The sequence below is a fragment of the Mycolicibacterium nivoides genome, from assembly GCF_003855255.1.
Taxonomy (GTDB): domain Bacteria; phylum Actinomycetota; class Actinomycetes; order Mycobacteriales; family Mycobacteriaceae; genus Mycobacterium; species Mycobacterium nivoides.
Window position 1 is genome coordinate 2970437 of sequence record NZ_CP034072.1, and the last position, 24364, is coordinate 2994800.

Below are 24364 nucleotides of genomic sequence, written 5' to 3' on the forward strand. Positions count from 1 at the left end.
ACTCTGGCGGCGAAAGCGAGGAGCACGCATGGATTTTGGTGGTCGGGTTCTGATCGGCACTGCCGCAGCGGGTGCGATCCTCGGCGGATCGCTTGCGCTACCGGGTATCGCCGCAGCTGACGAGATCCTGCCGACGGGGGCGGGCGGGGTCACCTACATCCGTACCGAGTCGGGACGGACATTGTGCGGCATCCAAGGAGACGCGGTGAACTGCACGGTGCAGTTCGTGAACCCGCCGCTGACGGCATCGGGTGACGTCGCCAATTCGGTGACGCTCGACCAGAACGGGAAATTCACGTATCTGGCTGCCGACCTCGGCGTGACGGACCCGCTCCACACCATCCGTTACGACCAGACCTACATCGCCAACGGTTGGGCGGTTGAGGCGTTCAGCGACGGCACGCGGTTCACCAACAACCGCAGCAACGAGGGATTCTGGGTCAGCGTCACCGATGTCAACGCCCTCGGCCAGATGTGATTCTTCGCGAAATCCGCTGAAGGGCAACGGCTATCCTCCCAGTATGAGACGAAGTCCGCCATCACCGCCGGAGTGTTGGTAATGGGAGACGCGCGCTGGAATGTGACCGGCGGACCGCCCAAGGAGAACCGCCGCCGAGGATTCCGCACCTGGTTTGTCGCAGCCTTGGGTGCCGCCCCCTTCCTCGAACACCCAGACTGGGACGTCCACGCCCCGCACCGAATCACACTGTGTGCGAGCATCGGATCGTTGCGGCCCTCGCAGGGAGATGCCCCCACGCTGGTGCCGCTGAATCGGGCCGATCTGTGGGTATTGCCTACGACGGAGCGTCCAGCCGCCGGCACATACGGACCGGTCATCGAGCATTGCGAAATCGCCCTACCAACAACATTGTTCGCTGGGCCAGACCTACCGATCGTACGGCCTCGTCATCCGTTCACGCTCCAGCTCATCGAGCGAATGCGACAACTCGCACCACGAACCGACGGGACCGCGCAGCTGCTCGCCGCGGCGCTCAACGAATCGATGCGGTTGCATCTCATCGATTCGTTCACAGAGCGAGGCACTCCCAGCGTTCGTAGCGATCGCCTACTCGGCGAGGACGAGCAAGCACGGTTGGTCGACTACATCGACGGGGGCAGCGTCGAGTTGGGGAGTACCGTTGCGGCCCTGGCTGATCAGGTCGACATGACGGTCGACACGTTCAAAAAGGCATTCGCCGCGACGTTTCACACCACTCCACGCCAGTTCGTGCTCGACCGGCGGATTGCGATGGCGAGGGCACTGCTCGCCGACCCCAGCTACTCGATCGCCGACATCAGTGCCCGCCTGGGGTTCTCGAGCACCAGTCATTTCACGACGGTGTTCAAGAAGCGCGTCGGCGTGACCCCCGCCGAGTACCGGCCACGCTGGCCGAAGTAGCACCCGTGTCGACGAAGTAGTCGTCGATACCGGCGTTGCGGCCGTTGGAGCCGGCACGACTCGTACTCGAATAGTTAGGATCCGTACGTCGCGTAGTCCGATGACTGAAGTAACCGGTGTGACGGGTGGACGGGAATCGGCGAGACGGATAGGGGGCAGTGCGACGTGAGCATTGATGTCGAATTTGTGGACCTGCCGCTGCGGGGTGGTTCGGCCGATGCTGGGTTCTTGGCGCCCCACCACACCATCATCGTGTATCGCGGCGGCGGAGTACTGGCCAAGGAATATGAACTGGAAAAGGGTCAGTCTCTCCTGGTTGAGAAACCGAAGTTGGGCAACGCGTGGGTTCTTCCTGCCGAACATCGCGCTGCCGTCCTGTGCCGTGGTGCCACCATCGCGCAGTATTGCCAGCTGACGGTGCCCACCGCAGCGCTGGGCTCACAGCCACTGCGCCCGTCCGTGCGCCGTGACCCTCTCTTGCATCAATTGATCGAGCGCATGAACAGCGTTGCCGGCCGCAATGACGTGCTTGCCAGGATGATGCAGGAGACATTGACCGAAACAGTGCGCCTGCACCTGACCGATCAATACGGTCCGCCGATCCTCGAGCGACGGTCGGTGGCGGCGCCCCGTTCACTCGACCAGGCGACCCAGACGTTACTGGAGGAGTACCTCAACGACAGTCTCGATTCCCGGATCAGCCTGGCCGCCATGGCCGAGTTGGCCGGAATGCCGGCCGCGGTATTCACCAGGGCCTTTGCCGCGGCGTTCCACACCACACCTCACCAATATCTGTTGAACCTACGTATCGCTCGGGCTCAGTCACTGCTGGCCAGTGCGGCGTTGACAATGTCCGAGATCGCATTCGCGGTCGGTTTCTCGACCCCCGGCCATTTCTCGACGACATTCAAGGATCGTGTGGGCATCACACCATCGCAGTACCGTCAGCAATCCGCGAGTTGACCGCGTGCCAACGGCGATAACACCGATCAAGGGGCGGGCGGTCAGGCCGGGCGTGCGCGCTGCGCTCATCGGCGGCGTCATTCTGGTCATGATGTTGGCGGCCAGCCTGGGTATGTACTACCCGACCCGCACAAGTGAGAACACTGCCCGGGTATCGGGGGATGACACCAATCCAGACCGGGTTGATGTGACGGCCTGGGTAACCCACGTCGACACCACCAACGGCACCGTCTCGGTGAGCATCTCCAGTCTGGAACCACGCGGTTCGCTGGCCGATGAGAGTGGCCTGTTTCGTGACGATGCCCACCTGAACGCCTCAACATCGCTGACCGCCGTGTCGGTCCCGGTCAAGCACGCCGAGGTGGCACCCAACGTCGATGAGCGTTTTGGGTTGACCGGTGTTGTCACCGACTATCCGTTCGACCAGTACACGGCGACTCTGGACATCCGCATCCTGGATGCAGTCGGCAGCGAGGTGCCCACCGCGATCACGCTTCTCAGCACCGACCCTTTCTTCACGATGAGTTCGTCTGCTGATGACGCGGGGCTGATCAATCTGACATTCACCCGAAGCGCTCCCACATTGGTATATGCCCTGTTCGTCATGGTGCTGATGCTCGGGCTCGCGATCGCCGCCGCAACGGCTGCGTATTACATCTTGCGCGGACGAAGGGGCCTGCTGTTTCCTGCATGTTCCATGATGGCGGCCATGTTGTTCGCGCTGGTGCCGTTGCGCAATGCAGTGCCGGGCAATCCGCCGATCGGGTCGGTGATCGACTTCGGCTCATTCTTCATCGCCGAGATCGCCATCTCGGTGTCCCTGATTGCCAGCGTGGTAATCGGCCACCATTTCGAGCGGGCGAACGAACGGTCCAAGACCACATAGGCCGTGGGCAATCAGGCCGCCGAACAGCTCTCCATTCCGGCGCACCCGTCAACAAACATGATCGGGTTCGCACTCCGAAGGCGGGCAGTCACGTTCGGCCACCCGTTTGCTGCAAGCCCAGGGAAATTTGGAAGCGTTCAGGTCAATGCCCTGGCTACACTCCTGGCGCACGCTGCGCAATAGGCGGCGCTAACGTGTGGCCCGATCGCCCGATGACCTCCCTCTTCTGGGGGCGGGCGATCGGGCTTTCAAACATCCTGAATTCGACACGACGCGCGGTCGGCAAGACCCCTACACGCGGTCAATCATTGCCTCGACCGCGACGGCGGCAATCCGGCGAACTGGTGGCGGCTCGGAGTGTTCTCCCTACTGGCCGCGGCGGCGCTGACGGTGCGCTTGCGTCAACTCCAGTTGAAGACGGTTGCCCCGATTTCGCGATGAAGTATGTTCCGTTGCATGGCTAACAAAGTGTTTGTCGTCGGTGTGGGGATGACGAAGTTCGAGAAGCCCGGTCGGCGTGAAGGTTGGGACTACCCGGACATGGCGCGCGAGTCCGGCACCAAGGCGCTCGAGGACGCGGGCATCTCGTATGACCAGGTGCAGCAGGGCTACGTCGGGTACTGCTCGGGGGATTCCACCTCGGGCCAGCGCGCCCTGTACGAGCTGGGCATGACGGGCATCCCGATCGTCAACGTCAACAACAACTGTTCCACCGGATCGACCGCGCTTTACCTTGCCGCACAGGCGATTCGCGGCGGCCTGGCGGATTGCACGATCGCGCTCGGCTTCGAGAAGATGCAGCCGGGCTCACTCGGCGGCGGCGCGCAGGACCGCGAGTCCCCGCTGGGCAAGCACGTCAAGGCCCTGGCCGAGATCGATGAGTTCGCCTTCCCCGTCGCGCCGTGGATGTTCGGTGCGGCCGGCCGCGAGCACATGAAGAAGTACGGCACCACCGCCGAGCACTTTGCAAAAATCGGCTACAAGAACCACAAGCATTCGGTGAACAACCCGTACGCGCAGTTCCAGGACGAGTACACGCTCGACGACATCCTGGCCGCCAAGATGATCTCCGATCCGCTGACCAAGCTGCAGTGCTCCCCCACCTCCGACGGGTCGGGCGCGGCGATCGTGGCCAGCGAGGCCTTCGTCGACAAGCACGGCCTGGCCGGTCAGGCTGTCGAGATCGTCGGGCAGGCGATGACCACCGACTTCGCCTCGACCTTCGACGGCAGCGCCGCCAACATCATCGGCTACGACATGAATGTGCAAGCCGCCCAGCAGGTTTACGCACAGTCCGGTCTCGGACCCGAGGACTTCCAGGTCATCGAGCTGCACGACTGCTTCTCCGCCAACGAACTGCTGCTGTACGAAGCCCTTGGCCTGTGCGGCGAGGGCGAGGCGCCGCGGCTGATCGACAACAACGACACCACCTACGGCGGACGCTGGGTGGTCAACCCCTCCGGCGGGCTGATCTCCAAGGGCCACCCGCTCGGCGCGACCGGCCTGGCCCAGTGCTCCGAGCTGACCTGGCAGTTGCGCGGCACCGCCGACAAGCGACAGGTCGACGGCGTCAACGCGGCCCTGCAGCACAACATCGGCCTCGGCGGCGCGGCCGTCGTGACGGCCTACCAGCGCGCGGAGCGCTAGGCCCGCGCGAACCAGCTGGTTCGCGCGGTCTCACTCCGACGCCGCGCGAACCAGCTTGTAGTTCACGAACTCCCGGATCCCGAGGGATCCGAGTTCGCGGCCGACACCGGAGCGCTTGGTACCGCCGAACGGTAGCTCCACCGCATCCAAGCCCACACCGTTGACATAGACCATCCCGGTGTCGAGGGCGTCGGCCACCCGGTCCGCCTGTGCCGGGTCATCGGTGAACACATACGAGCCCAGGCCGAATGGCGTGTCGTTGGCGATGCGCACGGCGTGCGCCTCGTCGGTTGCCCGGTACACGATCGCGACGGGCCCGAAGAGCTCCTCGTGGTGAATCGGGTTGTCCTCGGCGACATCGGCCAGTACGCCACAGGTGTGAAACGCACCTTGCCGCGAACTGGGCAACAGCGCCTTGGCACCGGCGTCGAGCGCCCGCCGCACCTGGGATTCCAGGTTTTTCGCCGCTCGCTCCGACGAGAGCGGGCCCAGCACGGTCTCCTCCTTCATCGGATCGCCGGGCGCCACTTCGGCCAGCCTGCCGACGAAAAGCTCGACGAACTCATCGAAGTGCCGGTCCAGGATGATGATCCGTTTGGCGCCGTTGCACGACTGCCCGCTGTTGTCGAGCCGCGCCTCGACCGCCGCGTCCACCGCTGCGGAGAGGCTCGCGACGTCCAGCACCAGGAACGGGTCGGATCCACCGAGTTCGAGGACCGACTTCTTCACCGCGCCACCGGCGAGTCGGCCGACCACCGCGCCTGCCCGCTCGGACCCGGTGAAACTGACTCCGGCCACGCGCGGATCGGCGATGGTGTCGGCGATCTGCTCCTCGGCGGCGAAGATGGTGGTGAACACCGCTTCCGGAAAACCTGCCTCGGTAAAGATCCGCTGGATCTTCAGCGCGGACTCCGGGCACTGCGGGGCAGGTTTGAGCAGTACGGCGTTCCCGGCGGCGAGACTCGGCGCGGCGAATCGCGCGACCTGGTAATAGGGGAAGTTCCACGGCATGATCCCGAGGATCACGCCGAGTGGTTGTTTCCGGAGCACCGCGCTCCCGGTTCCCGACTGCAGGTCGATCGAATCCTCGGCGAGGAAGGCCTCGGCGACACCGGCGTAGTAGTCGTAGATGTCGGCACTGAACTCGACCTCGGCACGCGCCTGACTGATCGGCTTCCCCATTTCGCGCACCGCCGTTCGGGCGAGATCGTCGAGTTGTTCGCGGTGCAGCTCGGCGACCCGCTTGAGCGCGGTGGTGCGCTCAGCCACCGAGTTGTCTCGCCAAGAGCGTTGCGCCGCTTGCGCATCGGCAATCACGCCGGCCAGGGCGGCGCCGTCGATGAACGGCAGCTGCTCGCCGGTCTCACCGGTGGCGGGGTTGACCACTTGAAATGGAATCGAGGTTGGCATTGCTGCGCTCCAGGTGCTCGTGAACGGATGGGATCAGGCGTCGAGTTGGTCGTATACATCGGGACGGCGACGACGGATCACCACCGCGCTCACCGATCCCACGACAAAGGAGGCGAGCACGAAACCCATCACGCCGTAGGCCTGGCCCTGTGTGCCGGTGAGCAGGCTGAAGTTCGTGACCACCAGCAGCAGGATCACCGCCAGCCCGATGGTGGAGATGATCGGGGCGATCAAGGTGTGCCAGATGCCTTTACCGGTGGCGACCCGCCGGAAGAACACCAGCATCGCGACGCTGACCAGCGTCATGAGGATCACCACTCCCAATGAGGAGGCCGCACCGGCCAGGGTGAACACGACAGAGACCGGATCGAGCTGGGCGATGATCGAGGCCAGCACGAACACACCGATCATGATGCTCACGACCAGGGAGGCACGCGACGGCGCGTGATGCTTGGTGCTGACCTCGCCCAGCCGCGAGGGCAGGACACCCTTCTGCGCCAGGACGAACACATACCGGGTGACGATGTTGTGGAAGGACAGCGCGCAGGCGAAGAAGCTCGTGACCAGCAAGACCCGGGCCAGGTCACCGAGAATCGGGCCCGCCACCGTGTGCATCAGGTCGAGCACCACGTTCTCGGGATCGTCGGCCGAGCGTTGCACCACGTCGCCGACGCCGACCCCCGCGACCACACACCACGCCGAGAAGGCCGAGAACAGGCCGATGACGAAGACGGCGATGTAGGTCGCGCGCGGAATGGTGCGGTTCGGGTCGCGGGCTTCGTTACGGAACACCGCAGTGGCCTCGAATCCGATGAAGCTGTAGAAGGCGAACATGACGCCGAGCGCGGGCACCCCCTCGCCCAGCGTGCTCAACGGAACCGAAAGCGAATGGCCCGCACCGCCATTGGTGGCGAATACCCCGATGTTCATCACGATGACGACGACGGTCTCCAAAGCCAGGGCGATCAGCAGAACCTTCGAACTCAGCTCGATGTCGCGATAGCCGAGCAACCCCACCAGGGCGACCAGCATCAGGGAGAACACCCACCACGGAAGATCTGTCCCGATCAGATTGCGGGCCGCGACACCGAAATAGGCCGTCACGCCCAGCAGCATCATCGAGTACGCACAGATCGCGACCGCGGCGGCGCCGGTTCCGGTGATCCGGCCCAGGCCCGCCTGGATGTAGGAGTAGAACGCTCCGGCGTTCGGCACGTATCGGCTCATCAGGGTGAAGCCGACCGAGAACACGGCGAGCAGCGCGGTACACACCAGGAAGTAGTAGGGCGCTCCCGCGTTGGCGCTCTGCGCGATCAGAACCGGCAGGTTGGCGGCCACCACCGCCAGCGGCGCCGCCGCGGCGACGACCATGAAGACGATCGGGCCGACGCCGAGGTTACGGCTGAGCAGCGATATGCCGGCCGCGTCGGCGCGGGTGCTCGTCGCATCCGCGGATGCTGACTGAGAGCCTGTGGTCATTTGTGGGTTGTCCTTCGGTGTTCGATCTCGCGGGTCAGTGCTGACCGGGGATGAGCAGGGTGCGCAGCGAGGCGCCGGTGGCGAGTTCGTCGAGGGCGGCCGCGGCCTCCTCCAACGGGCGACGGGCGGTCACGAGTTCGTCGATCTTGAGTTCGCCGTCCATGTAGCGGTCGACCAGCTTGGGGATGTCGATTGCGGGACGGACGCTGCCGTAGTTGGAGCCCAGGATGCGCTGATCGGCCTCGGCCAGGGCAAGCGGCTCGAAGGACGCTTTTGCGCCGGCTGCGGGAAGTCCGACGACAACGGCCGCTCCACCCAGGCCCAGCATTCCGATGGCCTGCTCGGTGGTGGCGATCTTGCCGATCGCGTCGAACACGTAGTCGGCCCCGTCGGGAAGCAGTTCGCGAAGTGCCGCGACCGGCTCGGTATTCGCGGCGTCGATCGCGTCGGTGGCACCGAGGGTGAGCGCCAGGGCAGTCTTCTCGGGCTGGATGTCGACGGCGACGATCCGGCTCGCGCCCGCGATCCGGGCCCCTTGCACGACCGACAAACCGACTCCGCCGCAACCGATCACGGCTACGGTCGCGCCTTCTTCGACCTTCGCCGTGTTGGTGACCGCGCCGACACCGGTGGCGATCGCACATCCGATCAGACAGATGACGTCGAGCGGGGCGTCCTTGCGAACGCGGATGGCGCCACTGGCCGGCACGATCGCCTCCTCGGCGAACGAGGAGACGCCCTGGTAGTGGTAGATCGTCTCGCCGTCGCGGCTGATCCGTGAACTGCCGTCGTACAGCACGCCGCCGGGGGCGACGAGGTTCATCGCCACGGTGCAGCGGGCCTCATGACCCGATTGGCAGTACCGGCACTCGTAGCACGGGGCGACCCAGGACAGCACGACGTGGTCGCCGATCTCCAGATCGGTGACACCGGGCCCCAGTTCGGTGACCACCCCGCTGCCCTCGTGGCCAAGCACCATGGGCACCGGGAGCGGCCACTCGTTGCGGATGATGTGCAGATCGGAATGACATACGCCCGTTGCCGCGATCTTCACCCGGACCTCACCCGGTCCGGGCTTGGCCAGGTCGACGTCGGCTACCTCGACTTTTCCGGAGTTCCCGGAGAACAACACTGCGCGCATCTTCGCTCCTAGTTCGATTTCTTCTTGGTGGTGGCCGTCAAGACCTCGTCGAGGGCCGTCACCACGTGGTCGGCGTGTTCAGCTTGAAACGGCAAGGGGGGACGGATTTTCAGCACGTTCTCGGATCGGCCGGATGCGCTGATCAGGATGCCCCGGTCACGCAACTCATTGACCACTGCCGAAGCCGTTGCGGCGTCCGGCTCGCGGCCGACTGGGTCCACAACGAACTCCGCGGCCACGAAAAGGCCACAGCCGCGGACGTGCCCGATCGTGGGGTGCCTTCGGGCCACCTGCTCGAGTCCGGACCGCAGTCGTGCGCCGACGGCGCTCGCGTTGGCGATCAGGTCGTCATTCTCGATGACATCGAGCACCGCGTTCGCGGCCGCGATGCTGACCGGGTTTCCTCCAAATGTGTTGAAATAGCGAATGTCTCGACCGAATCTGTCCATCGCGGCATCGGTGCCGACCACCGCGGCGATGGGGATTCCGTTGCCCATCGGTTTCCCGAGGACCACCAGGTCCGGTTTCAGCCCATGCCGGGTGAAACCCCACCAGCCGGTCCCCAGCCGACCGAAGCCCGGCTGAACCTCGTCGGCAATCCACATCCCGCCGGCCTCGTGCACGGCATCGGCGGCCGGGGCCAGCCACCCCGCAGGGTCGGTCTGCACACCATCGCTGGAGAGCACCGAGTCGACGATCATGGCGGCCAGGCCGACACCGCGTTGGCCGAGCGTCGCGATGGCCGCCTTGACCCGGGCGGCGAAGATCTCGGCGGCGGCCGTGGGATCGTCCCTGTACGAGTCGGGTACGTCGACCAGGATCACTTCCGGACCGATGGGGTTGTTGGGCCCCAGGCTGGGCGAAATCTCGGCGGCGGCGGCCGTCGTGCCGTGGTAGGCGTGACTGGTGCAGATGATGCCGCGCGCGCCGGTCTCGTATCGGGCCACCCGCAGGGCCAGGTCGACGGCCTCGCTGCCGGTGCAGGTGTAGACGATCTTCGACAGCTCAGGCGGGAACAGCGCGAGCAGCCGCTCCGAATACGCGATCAGCGGCTCGGTGAGATATCTGGTGTGGGTGTTGAGCACACGCATCTGTTCGTCCACCCGCTGCCGAACGTGCGGATGGCTGTGTCCGACCGCCGGAACGTTGTTGTAGGCGTCGAGGTAGCGCCTGCCTTCGGCGTCATAGAGCCAGACGCCTTCGGCACGGACGACACTGACCGGGGCCCGGTAGAACAGCCGATAACTGGGAGCGAGAACCGCGGAGCGGCGCCGGATGAGTTCCTTGGTCTCAGGTTCGAGCAATTCGTCGTTACCGTCGAACGCGTTCGCCATGAATGTGCGGTGAGTGTTCATCGTCGGTTACCGATCGGCCCGGGCCGCCGGGCGCCCGGCGGAGGCGGCGGTTTTCCCGCAGACTGAATGCAGATGTGCCGCAGCCTCTTCTGGGCTGATGGCCAGAACGCGGTGCAGTGTCGGCAACGTGAACCGCATCCGCATGCTGCCGTAGGCGGTCGGGTTCGTGCTCGCTCGCGACGTCCACGTCAACGCCTGCACGCACAATCTGGACGCTGCCAACGGATAGATGACAGCCAGTTCGTCGTCGGTCAGCGGTGTCACGGCGTGATACCCGCCGATCACCTGGCCGAGGGCACGGAGCGGGTCGGCCTGACGCAACATGGCGTACGCGCCGGCGATCGTCGGCTCGGCGACTCGCACGCTGTACAACGCGTCGTTGAAGTCGAGCACCCCCGAAACTTGGTCGCGCTCAACATCGACCAGGACGTTGTTGTCGTTCAGGTCGTTGTGCACCACAGCGCGCGGCAATGCCGACAGGCCCGGTTCGACATCGTCGAACCACCGCAATGCAGTTCGCACATAGTCCATCTCGGCGAGTTCCGGGGCATCGGCGAGGCACGACGTGATCGCGGTACGGGCCCGGGTCACATCCCAGTGATGTGTGGCGCGCAGAGATTCCGGCGGAAATCCTTCGAGGGCCGCGGTGATGCGCGCGGCCGTCGCACCCAACTGGACCAAGAGGGCATCCGAATGCCGATCCACCTTGGCCCATTCGACGCCGTGCACCCAGTTGAACACGGTCAGCACTTCGTTTCCGCTGTCGAGTCGGACGTGCCGGCCACCGCTCGCCGGCGGCACGATGGTGGGAACCGCGACTCCGGGGTCTCTGCCCGCCATGTGCGCGAGAATGTCTTCCTGCCAGCTCTGTTCGCGGAGGCCTTCGCCACGAATCTGCAGCTTCGCCAGAAAGCACGAGCCGGAATCAGCAGTGGCCCGGTAGTTGCGGTCGAACTCGCCACCCAGAAAGGCCAGGTCGACAATCGACAGTCCGTACTCCTCGCCGAGGAGGTCTGTCAGCGTCGACCCCCAGGAGTCATCGGTGACGGGCAGTGCACCTCGCGATTGCGGCATCGATCGTCCTTCCGCTGGCCGGGGTGTCGCCGGGCGCAGCACGTGAATGTGGGGCAGCACACATTCAATGAGTTCAAAGCGATGCGGTCAATGCCATAATTGGCGCGCATTTCGCCCATAAACTGTGCGGATTGCACATTTCAGATCCTGCGATCGCAGGCCGAGAGAGAACGGGAACGCCCCATGGGACAGCTGGACACCACCACGCAGCTGATCAGGACCACCGCTCGCCGACTACTCGACGTCCACCTCGACGAGATCGTGGAACGCACCGTGGCACGCACGATCGAGGACGAGCCCACCTACACCGGCGGTCCGGTCAGCCGAACGGACCTTCGGTACCACATGGATCGGACGATGCGGTTGGCGCTTTCGCGACTGGCCGGCGACGAGATCCCGGCCGATCTCGAGTCCGTCGCGCTGGAGCTCGGCAAAATCCGCGCTCGCCAAGGTGTTCCGCTGTCCAGCGTGTTGCACGCGTTCAGAATCGATCTGAAGTCGTTGTGGGAGGCGCTGATCGACGAGGGCCGCGCGGTGGGCGCGGATGTACGGGCCGACTTCCTCGAACGCTCGTCGCTGATGGTGTGGGAGGCCGTCGAACTCAACACCGAGCACGTCGTCCGCGGGTATCAGACCACCCAGGGCAGTCTCGACGAAATTCGTTCAGCCGCATTCGATCAGCTGCTCACAGGCGGCGAGCTGGAGCCGAGCGCGGTCGAAGATGCGGCTCGCGTACTGGGGTTGCCCACCGAGGGCAGCTACCACTGCCTCGTCGGCGCTTTCCCGATTCCGCGGCCCGAGGTTCTCGCCGAATGCAGTGCGGCCCTGCAGGCATCTGGCCGGGCCTTCTACTTCAGCTGGTGGGCCCGGGAACTGCGGGGCGTGGTGCACGCCGCCGACGACTCTTTCGACATCACCGAGGAACTGGAAGCGTTGAACGGGCAGACCTGTTCGGTGGTGACCGCCGACAGGCTCGGATCGGTGTCCCGCGCCATCCGCCTGGCCCGGATGGCAGTGAACGGCCGCTCCGGCGTCGGAGTCGAACGGCTGCAAGACAACTGGCTGCATGCCGTCGTCGCGGCGGACCAGGAGCTGTCCGAGGAAATCCACTCCGCAGTCTTCGGCCCGCTCGAGAGGCTGAGCGACAGCGAACGCCACGGCCTGATCGAGACGGTCGGCGACCTCGCCGCGAATGGCGGATCCATCGCCAACATCGCCGAGCGGACTTATCGGCACCGGAACACCGTGCGGGCGCGACTGCGCGCGTTTACCGAGCTCACCGGCTTCGACCTGGCCAAGCCGAATGACCTCGCCACCGTCACGATCGCGTTCATGATCGACGCCAACAGGAAGGCGGCGGATTGATCTCCACCGGGAGCAACTCAGACCGTCAACATCGCGTCGATCAGACGGCGTAGCACCTGCCTGATCTCGCGGCGGGCCTTTTTCGGATCCTCGGCGGTGGCGATGACCATGGCGGCCTCGTCGAGGGCGCCGATCAGTACGTGCGCCAGGGCCCGCACCGGCTGCCGGGCCAGCTGACCCGCCTTGATCGCCTCGGCCAGCAGCTGCTCGGTCATGCCCAGGCTGTAGCGCTGGGCGACATCGCGGAACCCGGCCCAACCGAGCACACTCGGGGCGTCGAGCAGGATCAACTGCCGCACCTCGGGATCACCCGACACCTCCAGCCAGGCATCGACCGCGGCCCGGATCGCGTCGGCCGGCGTCGACGCGCCCGACGATGCCACCTCGGTCGCCAACCGGGCCATCACGTCCTGCTCGACGACCTCGACCACAGCCAGGAAAAGCGCTGCCTTGTCGGCGAATTGGTGATACATCGCGCCGCGGGTCACCCCGGCGGCACCGGCGATCTCGGGAGTGCCCACGTCGGCATAGCCACGTTCGCCCCATAGCTGCCGGGCAGCCGAGATCAACGCCTCGCGGGTCGCCGCGGAACGCTCTTCCTGAGTACGTCTCTTGTTTTCCATACACCCTGTTGGTAAGTTACCGGCAGACTGTTCGTAAATGCGTATCGAGCCGGGAGTCATCCATGTCGATCATTGAGATTAACGCCGGAACCATCCATTACGAGGAATTCGGACCAATCGACGGCAGGCCGGTCGTCTTCGTCCACGGCTACATGATGGGCGGTCAGTTGTGGCGGCAGGTCAGCGCCCGACTGGCCACGCAGGGCCTGCGGTGCATCGTCCCGACCTGGCCGCTGGGCGCGCATCCCGAACCGCTGTGGCCCGGCGCCGACCGGAGCATCCGCGGGATCGCCGACATCGTCGCCGACACCCTGGACGCGCTGGACCTGCAGGACGTCGTCCTGGTCGGCAACGACACCGGCGGCGTGGTCACCCAGCTGGTGGCGGTGCACCATCCGGAGCGGATCGGCGCCCTGGCGCTGACGAGTTGTGATGCGTTCGAACACTTTCCGCCGCCCATCCTGAAGCCACTGATCGCGGCCGCCCGGTCCAGGACCGTGTTCCGGACTGCCGCCCAGTTGGTCCGGATCCCGGCCGTGCGCAAGCGCGCGTACGCGGGCCTCGCCTACTCCGACATCGACGCGCTCACCCGCGAGTGGGTCCGTACCGCGTTGTCGAATCCGGCGATCGCCGAGGATCTCCGGCAGTTCACCCTGTCGTTGCGCACGGAGGTCACCACCGGGGTTGCCGCGCGGCTGCCCGAATTCGACAAGCCGACGCTCATCGCGTGGTCGGCCGATGACGTGTTCTTCGAGGTCGGCGACGGCGAACGACTGGCGCAGCTCATCCCCCAGGCCCGCCTCGAGGTCATCGACGGCGCCCGCACGTTCTCGATGGTCGACCGCCCGGACCGGCTGGCCGACCTGCTGTCGACGATCGCCGTCCGTGCCTGATTTCCTCCCGCGAGCAGACGCGTAGGTACCCCAAGACGCCAATTTCCGGGTACCTCAACGTCTGCTCGCGCTAGAGGGTGAACACCTCGTAGACGCCATCGGCGTGCCGCGCCCGGATGGTCTTCTTGTCGTACTTGCCCACGCTGGTGCGCGGGACCTGCTCGATGAATGCCCACCGCTCGGGCAGCCACCACCGAACCACCTTGTCCGCCAGGAACTCCCTCAGCTCGGCCGGCTCCGCTGAGGCCCCCTCCTCCAGCACCACCACAGCCAGCGGACGCTCCTGCCACCGCTCGTCGGGCACCCCGACCACGGCGGCCTCCAACACCGCCGGGTGCGCGATCAGATGGTTCTCCAACTCCACCGAGGAGATCCACTCCCCGCCGGACTTGATGACATCCTTGGCCCGGTCGGTCAGCGTGACGTAGCCCTGCTGATCGATCGAGCCGACGTCCCCGGTACGCAGCCAGCCGCTCTCGAACTTCTCGGCATCGCGGCCCAGGTAGTAGGAGCCGGTGATCCACGGCCCGCGGACCTCCAGTTCGCCGACGGCGGTGCCGTCGTTGGGCAGCGGGGCGCCTTCGTCGTCGACGACACGCACCTCCACACCGCACATCGGCCGGCCCTGGCTGACCCGCATCTCCCACTGCCGCTCCTCGGACACCCCGGGCAACGGTTTGGCCACCGTGGCCAGCGGTGAGGTCTCGGTCATCCCCCACGCCTGCTGGATGTAGACGCCGTAGCGCTCCTGGAAGGTCTGCATCAAGGACAGCGGCACCGCCGAACCACCGCAGGCCACCAGTCGCAGCGACGAAACATCGTGTCCCGGGTTCTTTTCCAGCCGGTGCATGACGTCGTTCCAGATGGTCGGTACGGCGCCGGCCAGCGTGGGGCGCTGCGATTCGATCAGGTCGATCAGCGAGGCACCGTCCATGAACCGGTCGGGCATCACCAGGTTGGCGCCGGCCATCAGCGCCGCATACGGCAACCCCCACGCGTTGGCGTGGAACATCGGCACGATCGGCAGCACCGAGTCGCTGCAGCTGACGTCGAGGGCGTTGGCCGTGCAGGTGTTCAACGCATGCAGATAGCTCGACCGGTGGCTGTACACCACGCCCTTCGGGTTTCCGGTGGTGCCGCTCGTGTAACACATTGCTGCCGCGGAGTTTTCGTCGATCTCGGGCCAGTCGAACTCTTCTGCCTGCGCGGCCAGCAGCTCGTCCCAGCGCAGCACGGTCTTCCCGGTCAGGGCGCTGGTATCGCCGTCGCCGACCACGATCACGGTGTGCACGGTCTCCAGCAGCGGCAGCACAGGGGCCAGCAGCGGCACCAGGGACACATCGGCGATCACGACGCTGTCGGCCGCCTCGTTGGCGATGTAGGCGATCTGCTCCGGCGACAGCCGGATGTTCAGGGTGTGCAGCACCGCGCCCATCGCGGGCACCGCGAGGTAGGCGACGAGGTGCTCGGTGTTGTTCCACATGAACGTGCCGACGCGCTGGTCGCCGTCGACCCCGAGCCCGCGCAGGGCATGGGCCAGCTGCGCCGCCTGGCCGCCCAGCTCCCGATAGTTGATCGTGCGGTAGCGGCCCTCGCCTCCCGCGGTGGTCACGGTCCGGTCCCCGTTGACGCCGCAGGCATGTCGCAGGATCGACGCGATCGTCAACGGCCAGTTCTGCATCGTGCTCTTCACGGGCGCGATGCTATGCGCTCGCCGGTCGGCACCGGCGGGAACGATTCGAATTTCCTGAACGATGTATGTAGGGGAAGATGGACCGGTAACGACGGAAGGACGTGTCCGATGCGCGCGAAGTGGACGCTGGCAGCAGTCGGCGTGGCTGTGTTGGGCGTGATGGGCGGGTCGACGGCGATCGCCTCGGCAGAGGAAACTGCCCAGCAGGTGATCAGCCGCCTGCAGTCCGAGGGCTACACCGTCACCATCGACAAGATCGGCACCGCGCCGCTGGAGCAGTGCACGGTGACCAGCGTGCGCAACCCCCAGCAGGTCACCCAGTTGGTGCCCTACGTCGGTCCCGGACTCGGCGGCGATCGGATCCTGGTCCCATCGGTCACCAGCCAGACCGTGTCGGTGTCACTCAACTGCCAGCGCTGAGCCTCACTTCGAGCAGTCCAGCGACACCGTGATGGTTCGCCGCACCACTACGGGTACGAGATCGAATTCCTTCGTTCCGTTCTTGCCGAACCGCTCGACCCGGATCAGCCTGGTCTGGGTCTGCGGGTTACGGACGCTGATGACGGTGCACTGATCGAGCGGGGCGCTGCCCACCCGGTCGATGTTGACGTAGAAGCCCTCGGCTTCCAGCAGTCCGATGGTCTCGATCGCCGAGTCGGCAAATGCCGATCCGGCGGGCGCCAATATGGTTCCCAACGCCGCCCCCGACGCGGCCACCATGATGATCGATGCGTACATGGCCGTGTCTTCTTTCTCACTTCTCGCATACACCTTTTCGGTGATGTCCTGCCCTTTGTTACGGGCCAGGGCCGGCAGGAGTTCAACGCAAAGACCCGGCCGGGCGGTACCGGCCGGGCCTGTAGCTACCTGTCAGGCGTGCGCAGGTTCGGGTGTGCGGTTGGCATGGTCGTCGACCATGGTGAGTTCGTCGAACGGATCGTCGCCGCGCAGCACCGCATCGACCTTGGCCTTGTTCACGGTGTGTGTCCACGAGCCGACCAGCAGGGTGGCCACCGCGTTGCCGGAGAAGTTGGTCACCGCGCGGGCTTCGGACATGAACCGGTCGATCCCGACGATCAGTCCGACCCCGTCGAGCAGGTCGGGGCGATGGGCCTGCAGGCCACCGGCCAGCGTGGCCAATCCGGCGCCGGTGACGCCGGCCGCTCCCTTCGACGCGACGATCATGAACACCAGCAGTCCGATCTGCTGCCCGACGGACATCGGGGCACTCAGCGCGTCCGCGATGAACAGCGCCGCCATGGTCAGGTAGATCGCCGTGCCGTCGAGGTTGAACGAATACCCGGTCGGCACAACGACACCGACAGTGCTTCGGTCGACACCCAGGTGCTCCATCTTGGCGATCAGCCGCGGCAGCGCCGACTCCGACGAAGAGGTCGAGAAGATCAGCAGATACTCGCGGGCCAGGTACCGCACCAGCTTGAAGATGGACACTCCCGACACCGCGCGCAGCAATACGCCGAGCACGCCGAACACGAACACCACGCAGGTCACGTAGAAGCCGAGCATCAGGGTCAGCAGCTGGGTGACGGCGGTCCAGCCGGTCTGCCCGACGACGTTGGCGATCGCACCGAAGGCGCCGATCGGCGCCAGCCACAGGATCATGATCAGCACCTTGAACACGAGCTTCTGCAGGTGTTCGATACCGCGCAGGATCGGTTCACCCGCGCTGCCCATGCCCTGCAGCGCGAACCCGACCAACAACGCCACGAACAAGGCCTGGAGCACGCTGCCCGCCGTCAGCGACGAGAACAGCGTCTCCGGGATGATGCCCTGGACGAAGTCCATGAGTCCGCCGGACTCATGTGCCTTCTCCGCGAGTTCGGCGCCCTTGCCCGCCGAGCTCTCCGACAGGTGCATGCCGCTGCCCGGGTGGATCAGGTTGCCGACCACCAGACCGATGGTCAGCGCGATCGTGGACATCGCCAGGAAGTAGCCGAAGGCCAGGCCGCCGACCTTCCCGACGGTGGCGGCCTTGCGCACCGAGCCGATGCCCAACACGATCGTGCAGAAGATGATGGGGCCGATCATCATCTTGATCAGGTTGACGAACATGGTGCCGAGTACGCCGACGCTCTTGCCGACCTCGGGTGCCACGAGCCCGACCACCACACCGACGACGACGGCTGCGATGACCGCGATGTAGAGCCAGTGCGTGCGGTCGCGACGCTGCGGGGGCGCCGGCTCTGATTGCGGGTCCATGGACACGGTCATCGGTCCACCTCCAGTTCGGTTGGGTTCGGCGTGAATGCGTGTACCAGTACCTTCGACCATAGGGTGAGCCAGGTCACGTTTTAGTTCATTACGTTCAGACAGCGATCCGGCCCCGAGGCGAGCGACTTCGGGACCGGACCAGCGATCGATTGCTCAGATACCCGCGCAGAGCGAGACAAACGGAATAGGCGCGCAGATGCCGACCGAGAAGTAGGGCGTGATGTCACCGTTCCACGCCGGCGGAGGGGGTGGTGGAGGCGGGGGCGGCGGCACCTGGGCCGCCACGCAGGTGTTCGAAGGCGGATCGAAAACAGTGCCCACTCCGCACTCGGTGGCGTTGCCGACCGCCGGGCAAATCGCCGTCACCACCGCCAGTGACGCAACCGCGGCCATGATGATGGTCGTCAAGCGATGAATCGTGCAGCTCATCGCAGGTCTCCCTTGGATCTACCCTCGACCCTGCTTACTGTCAGATTCTACGACTGAGCGCCCGCGAACAGCAGCCCTGAATTGACGGGCGCGAAGGTCCCAAGGATCGCCGGCGCGAACCCGCTACCAGCGGATATCCGAGCCACTATTTTGAAAGATCGTTGCCTTCACAATCGGAGGTGTTGTGACGCACTGGCGGCAGCTGCCGGCCCGGGCCTGGCCGCGCTCCCTGGCCGGGCAGGCCATCGCACTGCAGGTCCTGGTGGTCGCGGTGGTGGTGCTGGCCGGCACCGCGCTGGCCCTTCTCGATGCCCGCCGCGACGGCGAGGATGCTGCGCGCGAGCAGGTGATCGGCATCGCCACCGCGCTGGCCGATTCCCCCTCGACGGCGGCAGCCATCGAATCCGGCACCGCGACAAAGGTTTTGCAGCCGGTAACCGAGGCAGTGCGGACCAGCACCGACATCGCGTTCATCACGATCATGGCGCCGGACGGAGTGCGGTTCACCCACACCGATCCCACCCAGATCGGCGGGCATTACCTGGGCACCGTCGAACCCGCGTTGCGCGGCCAGACGTTCAGCGAGGTCTACACCGGGACGCTGGGTCCGTCGGTGCGCGCGATCGCGCCGGTGCGTAGCGCCGACGGACGCATCGTTGGCCTGGTGTCGGCGGGGATCACCCAGCAGACGCTGGCCCAGCGCTGGCGCGCGCAGATTCCGGTGATCGCCGCGGTAACCGCTGCCGCACTGGCGGTTTCACTGATCGGGGTGTGGGCGATCCGGCGCAGGCTGTTGCGTCAGACCCGGGGCCTGCGGCCCGACGAACTGCGGGTCATGTACGACCACCACGACGCGATCCTGCATTCGGTGTCGGAGGGACTCATCGTGCTCGATCGCGATGGCGTGGCCCTGGCCAATGACGAAGCACGCCGGCTGCTGGGACTGGCGTCAGGGCCGGTGCGCACGCAGGACCTGCCGCAGTTTCTGCGCAGCGCCGATCCCGGAGTGCGCGACGAGCTGCACGTCACCGCCGACCGCGTGCTGGTCGTCAACCGGGCCCGTGTCGCCGGCGCCGGCTCGGAAGTCGTCACGATCCGTGATCGCACCGAACTGCAGGGCGCCCTCGGCGAGCTCAGCTCGTTGCAGGTGCTGGCCGACTCGTTGCGGGCGCAGGCGCACGAGTCGGCCAACAAGCTGCACACGGTGGTCACCATGGTGGAGATGGGCCGGCCCGAGGATGCGGTCCGGTTCGCCACCAGTGAATTGGAGTTGTCCCAGCGCCTGGTGGACCGGTTGTCGCTGGCCGTGGGTGAACCTGCCCTGGTGGCCCTGTTGCTCGGCAAGACGGCTCAGGCCGACGAACGTGGGATCGCGCTGACCGTCACCGAGGACACCCAGTTGTCCGCCGACGCCGTGCTCTCCGGGCAGGAGATGGTGACGGTTCTGGGTAATCTGATCGACAATGCGATGGATGCCTGTGACCGTGACGATCCGTGGATCGAGGTCACAGTGACCCAGGACGATCACGAGTTGTTGATCCGGGTGGCCGACAGCGGCCCCGGCATGGACTCCGACACCTTCGAAAAGGCCATGCAGCGTGGCTATTCCACGAAATCCGCCGACCCGGCCGGGCATGGGCTGGGACTGGCCCTGGTCGGCCAGGTGATCCGCAAGCACGGCGGGACTCTGCGCGCCGACGTCACCTACGGTTCCGTGGTGACCGCGACGGTGCCACGGCCATGAGCGCTTGCTCGACGATCAGCGTCCTCATCGTCGAGGACGATCCGCTCATCGCCGAGGCCCATCAGGCCTATCTCGGCCGCCTGGAGGGGTTTTCGGTTGCAGCGGTGGCGCACACCGCACGCGACGCGATGCGGGCGGCGGCGGCTGCGGCCGCGTCCGAGCATCCGGTAGACCTCGTGCTGCTGGACATCGGATTGCCCGATGCCAGCGGAATCTCTTTGGCGTCCGGCCTTTCCGGGCTGCGTCCTGCTCCTGACATCATCGCCATCACCTCCGAGCGGGACCTGGAGATGGTGCGCGCGGCGGTGGCCCATGGCGCTCTGGCCTATCTGCTCAAGCCGTTCGCGTTCGCAGCTTTCCGCGACCGGCTGGAGCGCTACCGCCGCTATCGTCTGGCGCTGCCGTCGGGAACCGATGCCGCCAGCCAGGCCGAGGTCGACCGGGCGTTGGCCGAATTACGCATCGCCACAGACAAATCCACCGCGCCCAAAGGTGCGGCACCACAGACCACAGAGGGGATCGCCGCGGCGGTGCGCGACGCGCCGGACGGGCTGACCGCCGATGAGGCGGCCAAACGGGTCGGCGTGTCACGGGTAACGGCGTGGCGCTATCTCGAGCGTCTGGCCGATGACGGCACCGTCACCCGCCACACGGAATACGGCAAGGCCGGGCGGCCGCGTACCCGCTATCGCTGGCGCTGAGTCAGGCGCCGGCCACCTGCAGGGCCGGCAGCTCGTGCATCTCGACCGCGTCCGCCGAGACCAGCTGCGAGTACAGCGACTCGGCGACGTCGAAGACGTTGACGTGGCCGGCGTAGTCGGCGATGTAAAGCCGGGTGCCGTTGTCGCGCACGGCAACTGCGGCGGGCTGTGCGTGCACGTCCATGCTGCCCTGGATCTCGCTGGTCAGAGCGCACCACACGATGACGCGGTCGTAATCGACCAGGTAGGCGCGGGTGGCATCGGGGCTCAGCACCAGCTGGGTCGGCGCTCCACCGACCTCGACGGCGTCCACCACGGCGCCGGCCGACAGGTCGACGGTGTGGACCACACCGCGATGCTCAAGGTCGGAGGTCAGCACGTAGGCCACGCCATCGCCGATCGCGATGTCGCGGATCGGGGCACCGACCCACACGGTGGCCTGCGCCTGAGCGGTTTCGGTGTTGACGATGACCAGGCGGCTGCCACGGGAATCGGACGTGGCGACATACAGGCGCTTGCCGGTCGAGTCGATCTGCAGGGCGTCGAGGTTGATGCCGGGGCCGGTGGCGATGTCGATGGTGCCCACCCGCTCGGCGGTGGTGTCGATGACGGCGATGTCGATGCGCTCGTGGCCGGTGCGGCCGGCGAAGACGCGCTTGCCGTCCGGGCTGATGGCCAACGCGGTCACGCTGAAGGCCAGCGGGTACTCGGCGAGCACCGCGCCGGTGATGGTGTCGACCGTCACGATCGAGTCATGTCCCGCGGTGGCGACGCTGACGTAGGCGCGGTCGTCTGCGACAACGACGGCGAACGGGTCTCCGGCGAGGCGTACCGAACCCACCACACTCATGGTGTGAGGGTTGATCACGGTCAGGCTCTGCGCTGCGGCGTTGGTCACCACGACGGTCTCGCGGTCGGGATCGACGGCGATGTCGCCGATCGGCCCGCGTCCGACCTCGGCCAGACCGGCCACGTCGATGTCATCCAGCGCACCGTCGAAGGCGACGCTGCGGGCAGACGTATCGTCGATGGCGCGGTCAACGCGGCCAGTGCGCAGCGCTTCGACCAGCGCACGCAGGAAGTTGTTTGCCATCGTTATCGGCACCTCCGCCGGCAAGGCTGTAACCGGCTCTAGATTCCAGGTCTATCTGCGCCGGGAGTGGCGCGGTTGCATTGAGTCTAGCGACGAAACCGACAGGTCCTGAACGAGTTCACAGCGAATACGTGGCACTCGCCAACACACTCTCAGAATGCGCTTAGGAATTTCTTCGTTATCGACTCGTTACCTTTTGGTCGCATTTGATTAAATGCCTGTTACCAGGGACTTCCCAGCGCCTGCTGGACGTGGCGCATTTCACGAGCAGCGGGACCGTCAATGGCAATTCTTACCTTCTCCGGCAAAAGTGAGCGGTAGATCACACCGCGACACGCCAGCAAACTTTCTCGGGCGTCAAAGCTCCCTGACTGGCGGAGACGGCCGATTCGTGTTACCGCTGTGAAAATTGAGCCGTGCCAAATCTGTAGTTCGCTGCGACCAGCAACTAGCCGGCGACCGGTTGCAGCACGAGGCTCACCTCGCACGAACCGGTGCGGGCATCAGGCCGGACCGAAACCGCGTAGCGACCGCCGATGACCTCGGCGTTCAGGTCGACCACTTCCTGCATCATGCCCTGCTGGATGCCTCGCACCGCCTCGGGAGAACCGACCGCGACCTCGGCCAGCGGACACGTGCAGATCTCGACGGTTACCTCCCCGAACGAGTTGAACACGGAGCGGATCTGGAATCCCAGCTCACCGAGGGTGGCCACCACCAAATCGGCCGTCGTCTCACCGCGCCGACGGGCCACCGTCAGGGGACGGGCGTTGACCTTGATGGCGCGGGCCATCTCGCGGCGGATGTCTCCTTGATCTCGTCGGCCAGACCGTCGGGCACCAGACCCGGAAGGCCTCGTCGACGATCCTTCCTGGCCTTCTCCCCCTGCATGGTCAGCATCGCCTCGCCGACCACGACGTCCGCCGATCCCGCTTGCAGGCCGGTGGCGGCAGCGTGTCGCGTCGTTGATCCGGGCCGCACTCAGCAGCCTGGTGGTCAGTTCAAGCCCGCCCGGGCGCAGCACCCGCTGGCCCAGCCGGGCCAGTAGCCAGTGCCCGGGCAGGAGTGCGAGTTAGCCCGGAACGGGTCAGAGCCGCAACGCGGCGGCGGTGGCCGGGCCGACGATGCCGTCGACCTTGAGTCCGCGGGTGCGACGTTGGAATTCCTTCACGGCGGCCTCGGTCTGCGGCCCGAAGACGCCGTCGACCTCGAGATCCCCCGCATAACCCGCGTAGGCCGTCTTGAGTCGGCGCTGCAACTGGGCCACCTGCGGGCCTTCCATAGGCCGGAACAGCAGAGTGTCGGTGTACTGGCCCTCGGGTACCGGCGGACGCGGCGTCGGCGCGGGATTCGCGATATCGCCGATTCGCGCCTGGATGTCCGCGCGCAGGATGTCCATGTCGATGGCACCGGGATCCCACTTACCTTGCGCGCGGCCCGCATACTCCTTGTGCCCGATGGTGCGTTCCGAGGTTTGCGCCAGCCGGCGATTGATCGCGGCGCAGCACCGCACCAGCGCGAAATACTGTGCGTCAGGCCAGTTCTTGCGATGCGGCGCGGTGGGGCTGGTGCCGCTGTTGGCGCATTCGATACCGATCATGTGCCAATTGCCCATGTTCGTCGGCAACCACGGATACATGCCGATGCCGGCGTGCCAGGCCACCCCGAGGGCCACCACCGTCACGGTGCCGTCGCGCGCGATATGCAGTTGCGACAACGGGCCGGGAAGGTCCGGGCGGCCGTTGGCGATCGACGCGGCCGTCGCCGTGTCCGACCCGGTGTGGTGCACCATCACTCCGCGGATGTCCTTGAAATCGCCGTGCCCCCGCGTCTGCCACCCGGGATGCTCGACGAGGTCGATACCTTCGGCCCGAAGTACATCGGCCAGCCAGACCGGGTCGCCGGTCCATCGCCCTGTCTGAGGCACTGAGATTCCTTTTCCTCACGCAGCAAACCTTCTGTGCAATCAAGCCTACGCGGGCCCACCGACATCACCCCGCACTCGGCCGAACGCTCAGACAGGTTATCCATCAACCACTTTGCTCGTTGCCGCCTCACCTGGACCCCGATATCGGACACTGTTCGCGAGCGGCCCGACCAGCAAATAGCCCCCCGGGCGGCGACGCCGCTTTCCGTATGCATTCACGGCCGAATGTGCGAGCATCTGCGCATGGACCCGAAGGACGATCCCGAGGCCCGCATCAGGGAACTCGAGCGCCCACTGGCTGACGCCGCTC

At 65.9% G+C, this 24364-nt stretch carries 23 protein-coding genes; 10 read left to right on the forward strand and 13 right to left on the reverse strand.

Translation table 11 applies throughout. The features are described 5' to 3' along the window. Nucleotides 1-28 precede the first annotated feature (28 nt). The 5 genes from EH231_RS14170 to EH231_RS14190 all read left to right on the forward strand — a co-directional run bounded on the left by EH231_RS14170 (nucleotide 29) and on the right by EH231_RS14190 (nucleotide 4895). Nucleotides 29-478 (forward strand): hypothetical protein, encoded by a 450-nt coding sequence (locus EH231_RS14170; RefSeq protein ID WP_090427776.1) that lies wholly within the window; start codon nucleotides 29-31, stop codon nucleotides 476-478. 459 nt (nucleotides 479-937) lie between these two features. After that, the gene (locus EH231_RS33820; protein WP_164480887.1) at nucleotides 938-1399 is read left to right on the forward strand and encodes a helix-turn-helix transcriptional regulator; all 462 of its coding nucleotides are present in this window, start codon (nucleotides 938-940) and stop codon (nucleotides 1397-1399) included. A 165-nt stretch (nucleotides 1400-1564) separates the two neighbouring features. Next, on the forward strand, nucleotides 1565-2362 hold the full coding sequence (locus tag EH231_RS14180) for an AraC family transcriptional regulator (protein WP_241177975.1): 798 nt from the start codon (nucleotides 1565-1567) through the stop codon (nucleotides 2360-2362). Nucleotides 2363-2366: 4 nt separating this feature from the next. Then, on the forward strand, nucleotides 2367-3248 hold the full coding sequence (locus EH231_RS14185) for a DUF8686 domain-containing protein (RefSeq protein WP_124712599.1): 882 nt from the start codon (nucleotides 2367-2369) through the stop codon (nucleotides 3246-3248). A 456-nt stretch (nucleotides 3249-3704) separates the two neighbouring features. Then, nucleotides 3705-4895, forward strand: coding sequence for a lipid-transfer protein (locus EH231_RS14190; RefSeq protein WP_124712600.1), 1191 nt, complete (start codon nucleotides 3705-3707; stop codon nucleotides 4893-4895). A gap of 30 nt (nucleotides 4896-4925) precedes the next feature. Here EH231_RS14190 and EH231_RS14195 read toward each other — a convergent pair whose 3' ends face one another. Genes EH231_RS14195 through EH231_RS14215 form a run of 5 tightly spaced genes read right to left on the reverse strand, consistent with a single transcriptional unit; the run spans nucleotide 4926 to nucleotide 11354 of the window. Beyond that, on the reverse strand, nucleotides 4926-6305 hold the full coding sequence (locus tag EH231_RS14195; RefSeq protein WP_090427771.1) for an NAD-dependent succinate-semialdehyde dehydrogenase: 1380 nt from the start codon (nucleotides 6303-6305) through the stop codon (nucleotides 4926-4928). A 33-nt stretch (nucleotides 6306-6338) separates the two neighbouring features. Next, entirely contained in the window at nucleotides 6339-7784 is a 1446-nt protein-coding gene (locus EH231_RS14200; protein ID WP_205867136.1) for an APC family permease, read from the reverse strand. A gap of 34 nt (nucleotides 7785-7818) precedes the next feature. Next, complete coding sequence (locus tag EH231_RS14205) at nucleotides 7819-8925, reverse strand: alcohol dehydrogenase catalytic domain-containing protein (protein WP_124712601.1); 1107 nt, start codon at nucleotides 8923-8925, stop codon at nucleotides 7819-7821. An 8-nt stretch (nucleotides 8926-8933) separates the two neighbouring features. Beyond that, the gene (locus tag EH231_RS14210; RefSeq protein ID WP_090428898.1) at nucleotides 8934-10259 is read right to left on the reverse strand and encodes an aspartate aminotransferase family protein; all 1326 of its coding nucleotides are present in this window, start codon (nucleotides 10257-10259) and stop codon (nucleotides 8934-8936) included. A 27-nt stretch (nucleotides 10260-10286) separates the two neighbouring features. Then, entirely contained in the window at nucleotides 10287-11354 is a 1068-nt protein-coding gene (locus tag EH231_RS14215) for a phosphotransferase (protein ID WP_090427764.1), read from the reverse strand. A gap of 99 nt (nucleotides 11355-11453) precedes the next feature. On the opposite strand from EH231_RS14215, the gene EH231_RS14220 reads away from it, so the two are divergent. Continuing rightward, a complete protein-coding gene (locus tag EH231_RS14220; RefSeq protein WP_124712602.1) occupies nucleotides 11454-12719 on the forward strand; it encodes an RsbRD N-terminal domain-containing protein in 1266 nt (421 codons plus the stop codon). Between the two features lie 17 nt (nucleotides 12720-12736). Here EH231_RS14220 and EH231_RS14225 read toward each other — a convergent pair whose 3' ends face one another. Beyond that, nucleotides 12737-13342, reverse strand: a complete 606-nt coding sequence (locus EH231_RS14225; RefSeq protein WP_090427758.1) for a TetR/AcrR family transcriptional regulator — start codon at nucleotides 13340-13342, stop codon at nucleotides 12737-12739. Between the two features lie 62 nt (nucleotides 13343-13404). Between EH231_RS14225 and EH231_RS14230 the strand changes: the two genes are divergently transcribed. Beyond that, the gene (locus EH231_RS14230) at nucleotides 13405-14235 is read left to right on the forward strand and encodes an alpha/beta fold hydrolase (protein ID WP_124712603.1); all 831 of its coding nucleotides are present in this window, start codon (nucleotides 13405-13407) and stop codon (nucleotides 14233-14235) included. A 70-nt stretch (nucleotides 14236-14305) separates the two neighbouring features. On the opposite strand, the gene EH231_RS14235 is transcribed toward EH231_RS14230, so the two are convergent. After that, a complete protein-coding gene (locus tag EH231_RS14235) occupies nucleotides 14306-15928 on the reverse strand; it encodes a fatty acid--CoA ligase (protein ID WP_164480888.1) in 1623 nt (540 codons plus the stop codon). A 108-nt stretch (nucleotides 15929-16036) separates the two neighbouring features. On the opposite strand from EH231_RS14235, the gene EH231_RS14240 reads away from it, so the two are divergent. Beyond that, nucleotides 16037-16348, forward strand: coding sequence for a hypothetical protein (locus tag EH231_RS14240; RefSeq protein WP_090427752.1), 312 nt, complete (start codon nucleotides 16037-16039; stop codon nucleotides 16346-16348). A gap of 3 nt (nucleotides 16349-16351) precedes the next feature. On the opposite strand, the gene EH231_RS14245 is transcribed toward EH231_RS14240, so the two are convergent. The 3 genes from EH231_RS14245 to EH231_RS14255 form a co-directional block, all read right to left on the reverse strand. Further along, entirely contained in the window at nucleotides 16352-16666 is a 315-nt protein-coding gene (locus EH231_RS14245) for a hypothetical protein (protein ID WP_164480889.1), read from the reverse strand. A gap of 132 nt (nucleotides 16667-16798) precedes the next feature. Then, nucleotides 16799-18160, reverse strand: coding sequence for a cation:dicarboxylate symporter family transporter (locus EH231_RS14250; protein WP_090427748.1), 1362 nt, complete (start codon nucleotides 18158-18160; stop codon nucleotides 16799-16801). Nucleotides 18161-18313: 153 nt separating this feature from the next. Continuing rightward, nucleotides 18314-18568, reverse strand: a complete 255-nt coding sequence (locus EH231_RS14255) for a hypothetical protein (protein WP_241177979.1) — start codon at nucleotides 18566-18568, stop codon at nucleotides 18314-18316. Nucleotides 18569-18773: 205 nt separating this feature from the next. Between EH231_RS14255 and EH231_RS14260 the strand changes: the two genes are divergently transcribed. Continuing rightward, nucleotides 18774-20333: a sensor histidine kinase gene (locus tag EH231_RS14260; RefSeq protein ID WP_090427742.1), complete on the forward strand. Its 1560-nt coding sequence runs from the start codon at nucleotides 18774-18776 to the stop codon at nucleotides 20331-20333. Beyond that, nucleotides 20330-21034 carry a response regulator gene (locus EH231_RS14265; RefSeq protein ID WP_090427739.1) on the forward strand — a complete coding sequence of 235 codons (705 nt, stop codon included), beginning with the start codon at nucleotides 20330-20332 and terminating at the stop codon, nucleotides 21032-21034. The genes EH231_RS14260 and EH231_RS14265 overlap by 4 nt, the downstream gene beginning before the upstream one ends. A gap of 1 nt (nucleotide 21035) precedes the next feature. Here the strand turns inward: EH231_RS14265 and EH231_RS14270 are convergent, their stop codons facing one another. The 3 genes from EH231_RS14270 to EH231_RS14280 form a co-directional block, all read right to left on the reverse strand. Further along, a complete protein-coding gene (locus tag EH231_RS14270) occupies nucleotides 21036-22127 on the reverse strand; it encodes an MmpL3/TtfA transport complex stabilizer (RefSeq protein ID WP_090427736.1) in 1092 nt (363 codons plus the stop codon). Between the two features lie 448 nt (nucleotides 22128-22575). Beyond that, nucleotides 22576-23055 (reverse strand): hypothetical protein, encoded by a 480-nt coding sequence (locus EH231_RS34265; protein WP_409543379.1) that lies wholly within the window; start codon nucleotides 23053-23055, stop codon nucleotides 22576-22578. A 159-nt stretch (nucleotides 23056-23214) separates the two neighbouring features. After that, nucleotides 23215-24054 (reverse strand): peptidoglycan recognition protein family protein, encoded by an 840-nt coding sequence (locus tag EH231_RS14280; protein ID WP_124712604.1) that lies wholly within the window; start codon nucleotides 24052-24054, stop codon nucleotides 23215-23217. Between the last annotated feature and the right edge of the window lie 310 nt (nucleotides 24055-24364).

Bases quoted from the DNA above. Each gene is read 5' to 3' on its own strand.
- EH231_RS14230 (WP_124712603.1), top strand. From the start codon at position 13,405: ATGTCGATCATTGAGATTAACGCCGGAACCATCCATTACGAGGAATTC.
- EH231_RS14265 (WP_090427739.1), top strand. From the start codon at position 20,330: ATGAGCGCTTGCTCGACGATCAGCGTCCTCATCGTCGAGGACGATCCG.
- EH231_RS14240 (WP_090427752.1), top strand. From the start codon at position 16,037: ATGCGCGCGAAGTGGACGCTGGCAGCAGTCGGCGTGGCTGTGTTGGGC.
- EH231_RS14200 (WP_205867136.1), bottom strand. From the start codon at position 7,784: ATGACCACAGGCTCTCAGTCAGCATCCGCGGATGCGACGAGCACCCGC.
- EH231_RS14170 (WP_090427776.1), top strand. From the start codon at position 29: ATGGATTTTGGTGGTCGGGTTCTGATCGGCACTGCCGCAGCGGGTGCG.
- EH231_RS14190 (WP_124712600.1), top strand. From the start codon at position 3,705: ATGGCTAACAAAGTGTTTGTCGTCGGTGTGGGGATGACGAAGTTCGAG.
- EH231_RS33820 (WP_164480887.1), top strand. From the start codon at position 938: ATGCGACAACTCGCACCACGAACCGACGGGACCGCGCAGCTGCTCGCC.
- EH231_RS14195 (WP_090427771.1), bottom strand. From the start codon at position 6,305: ATGCCAACCTCGATTCCATTTCAAGTGGTCAACCCCGCCACCGGTGAG.
- EH231_RS14215 (WP_090427764.1), bottom strand. From the start codon at position 11,354: ATGCCGCAATCGCGAGGTGCACTGCCCGTCACCGATGACTCCTGGGGG.
- EH231_RS14205 (WP_124712601.1), bottom strand. From the start codon at position 8,925: ATGCGCGCAGTGTTGTTCTCCGGGAACTCCGGAAAAGTCGAGGTAGCC.
- EH231_RS14245 (WP_164480889.1), bottom strand. From the start codon at position 16,666: ATGTACGCATCGATCATCATGGTGGCCGCGTCGGGGGCGGCGTTGGGA.
- EH231_RS14250 (WP_090427748.1), bottom strand. From the start codon at position 18,160: ATGACCGTGTCCATGGACCCGCAATCAGAGCCGGCGCCCCCGCAGCGT.
- EH231_RS14225 (WP_090427758.1), bottom strand. From the start codon at position 13,342: ATGGAAAACAAGAGACGTACTCAGGAAGAGCGTTCCGCGGCGACCCGC.
- EH231_RS14210 (WP_090428898.1), bottom strand. From the start codon at position 10,259: ATGGCGAACGCGTTCGACGGTAACGACGAATTGCTCGAACCTGAGACC.
- EH231_RS14270 (WP_090427736.1), bottom strand. From the start codon at position 22,127: ATGGCAAACAACTTCCTGCGTGCGCTGGTCGAAGCGCTGCGCACTGGC.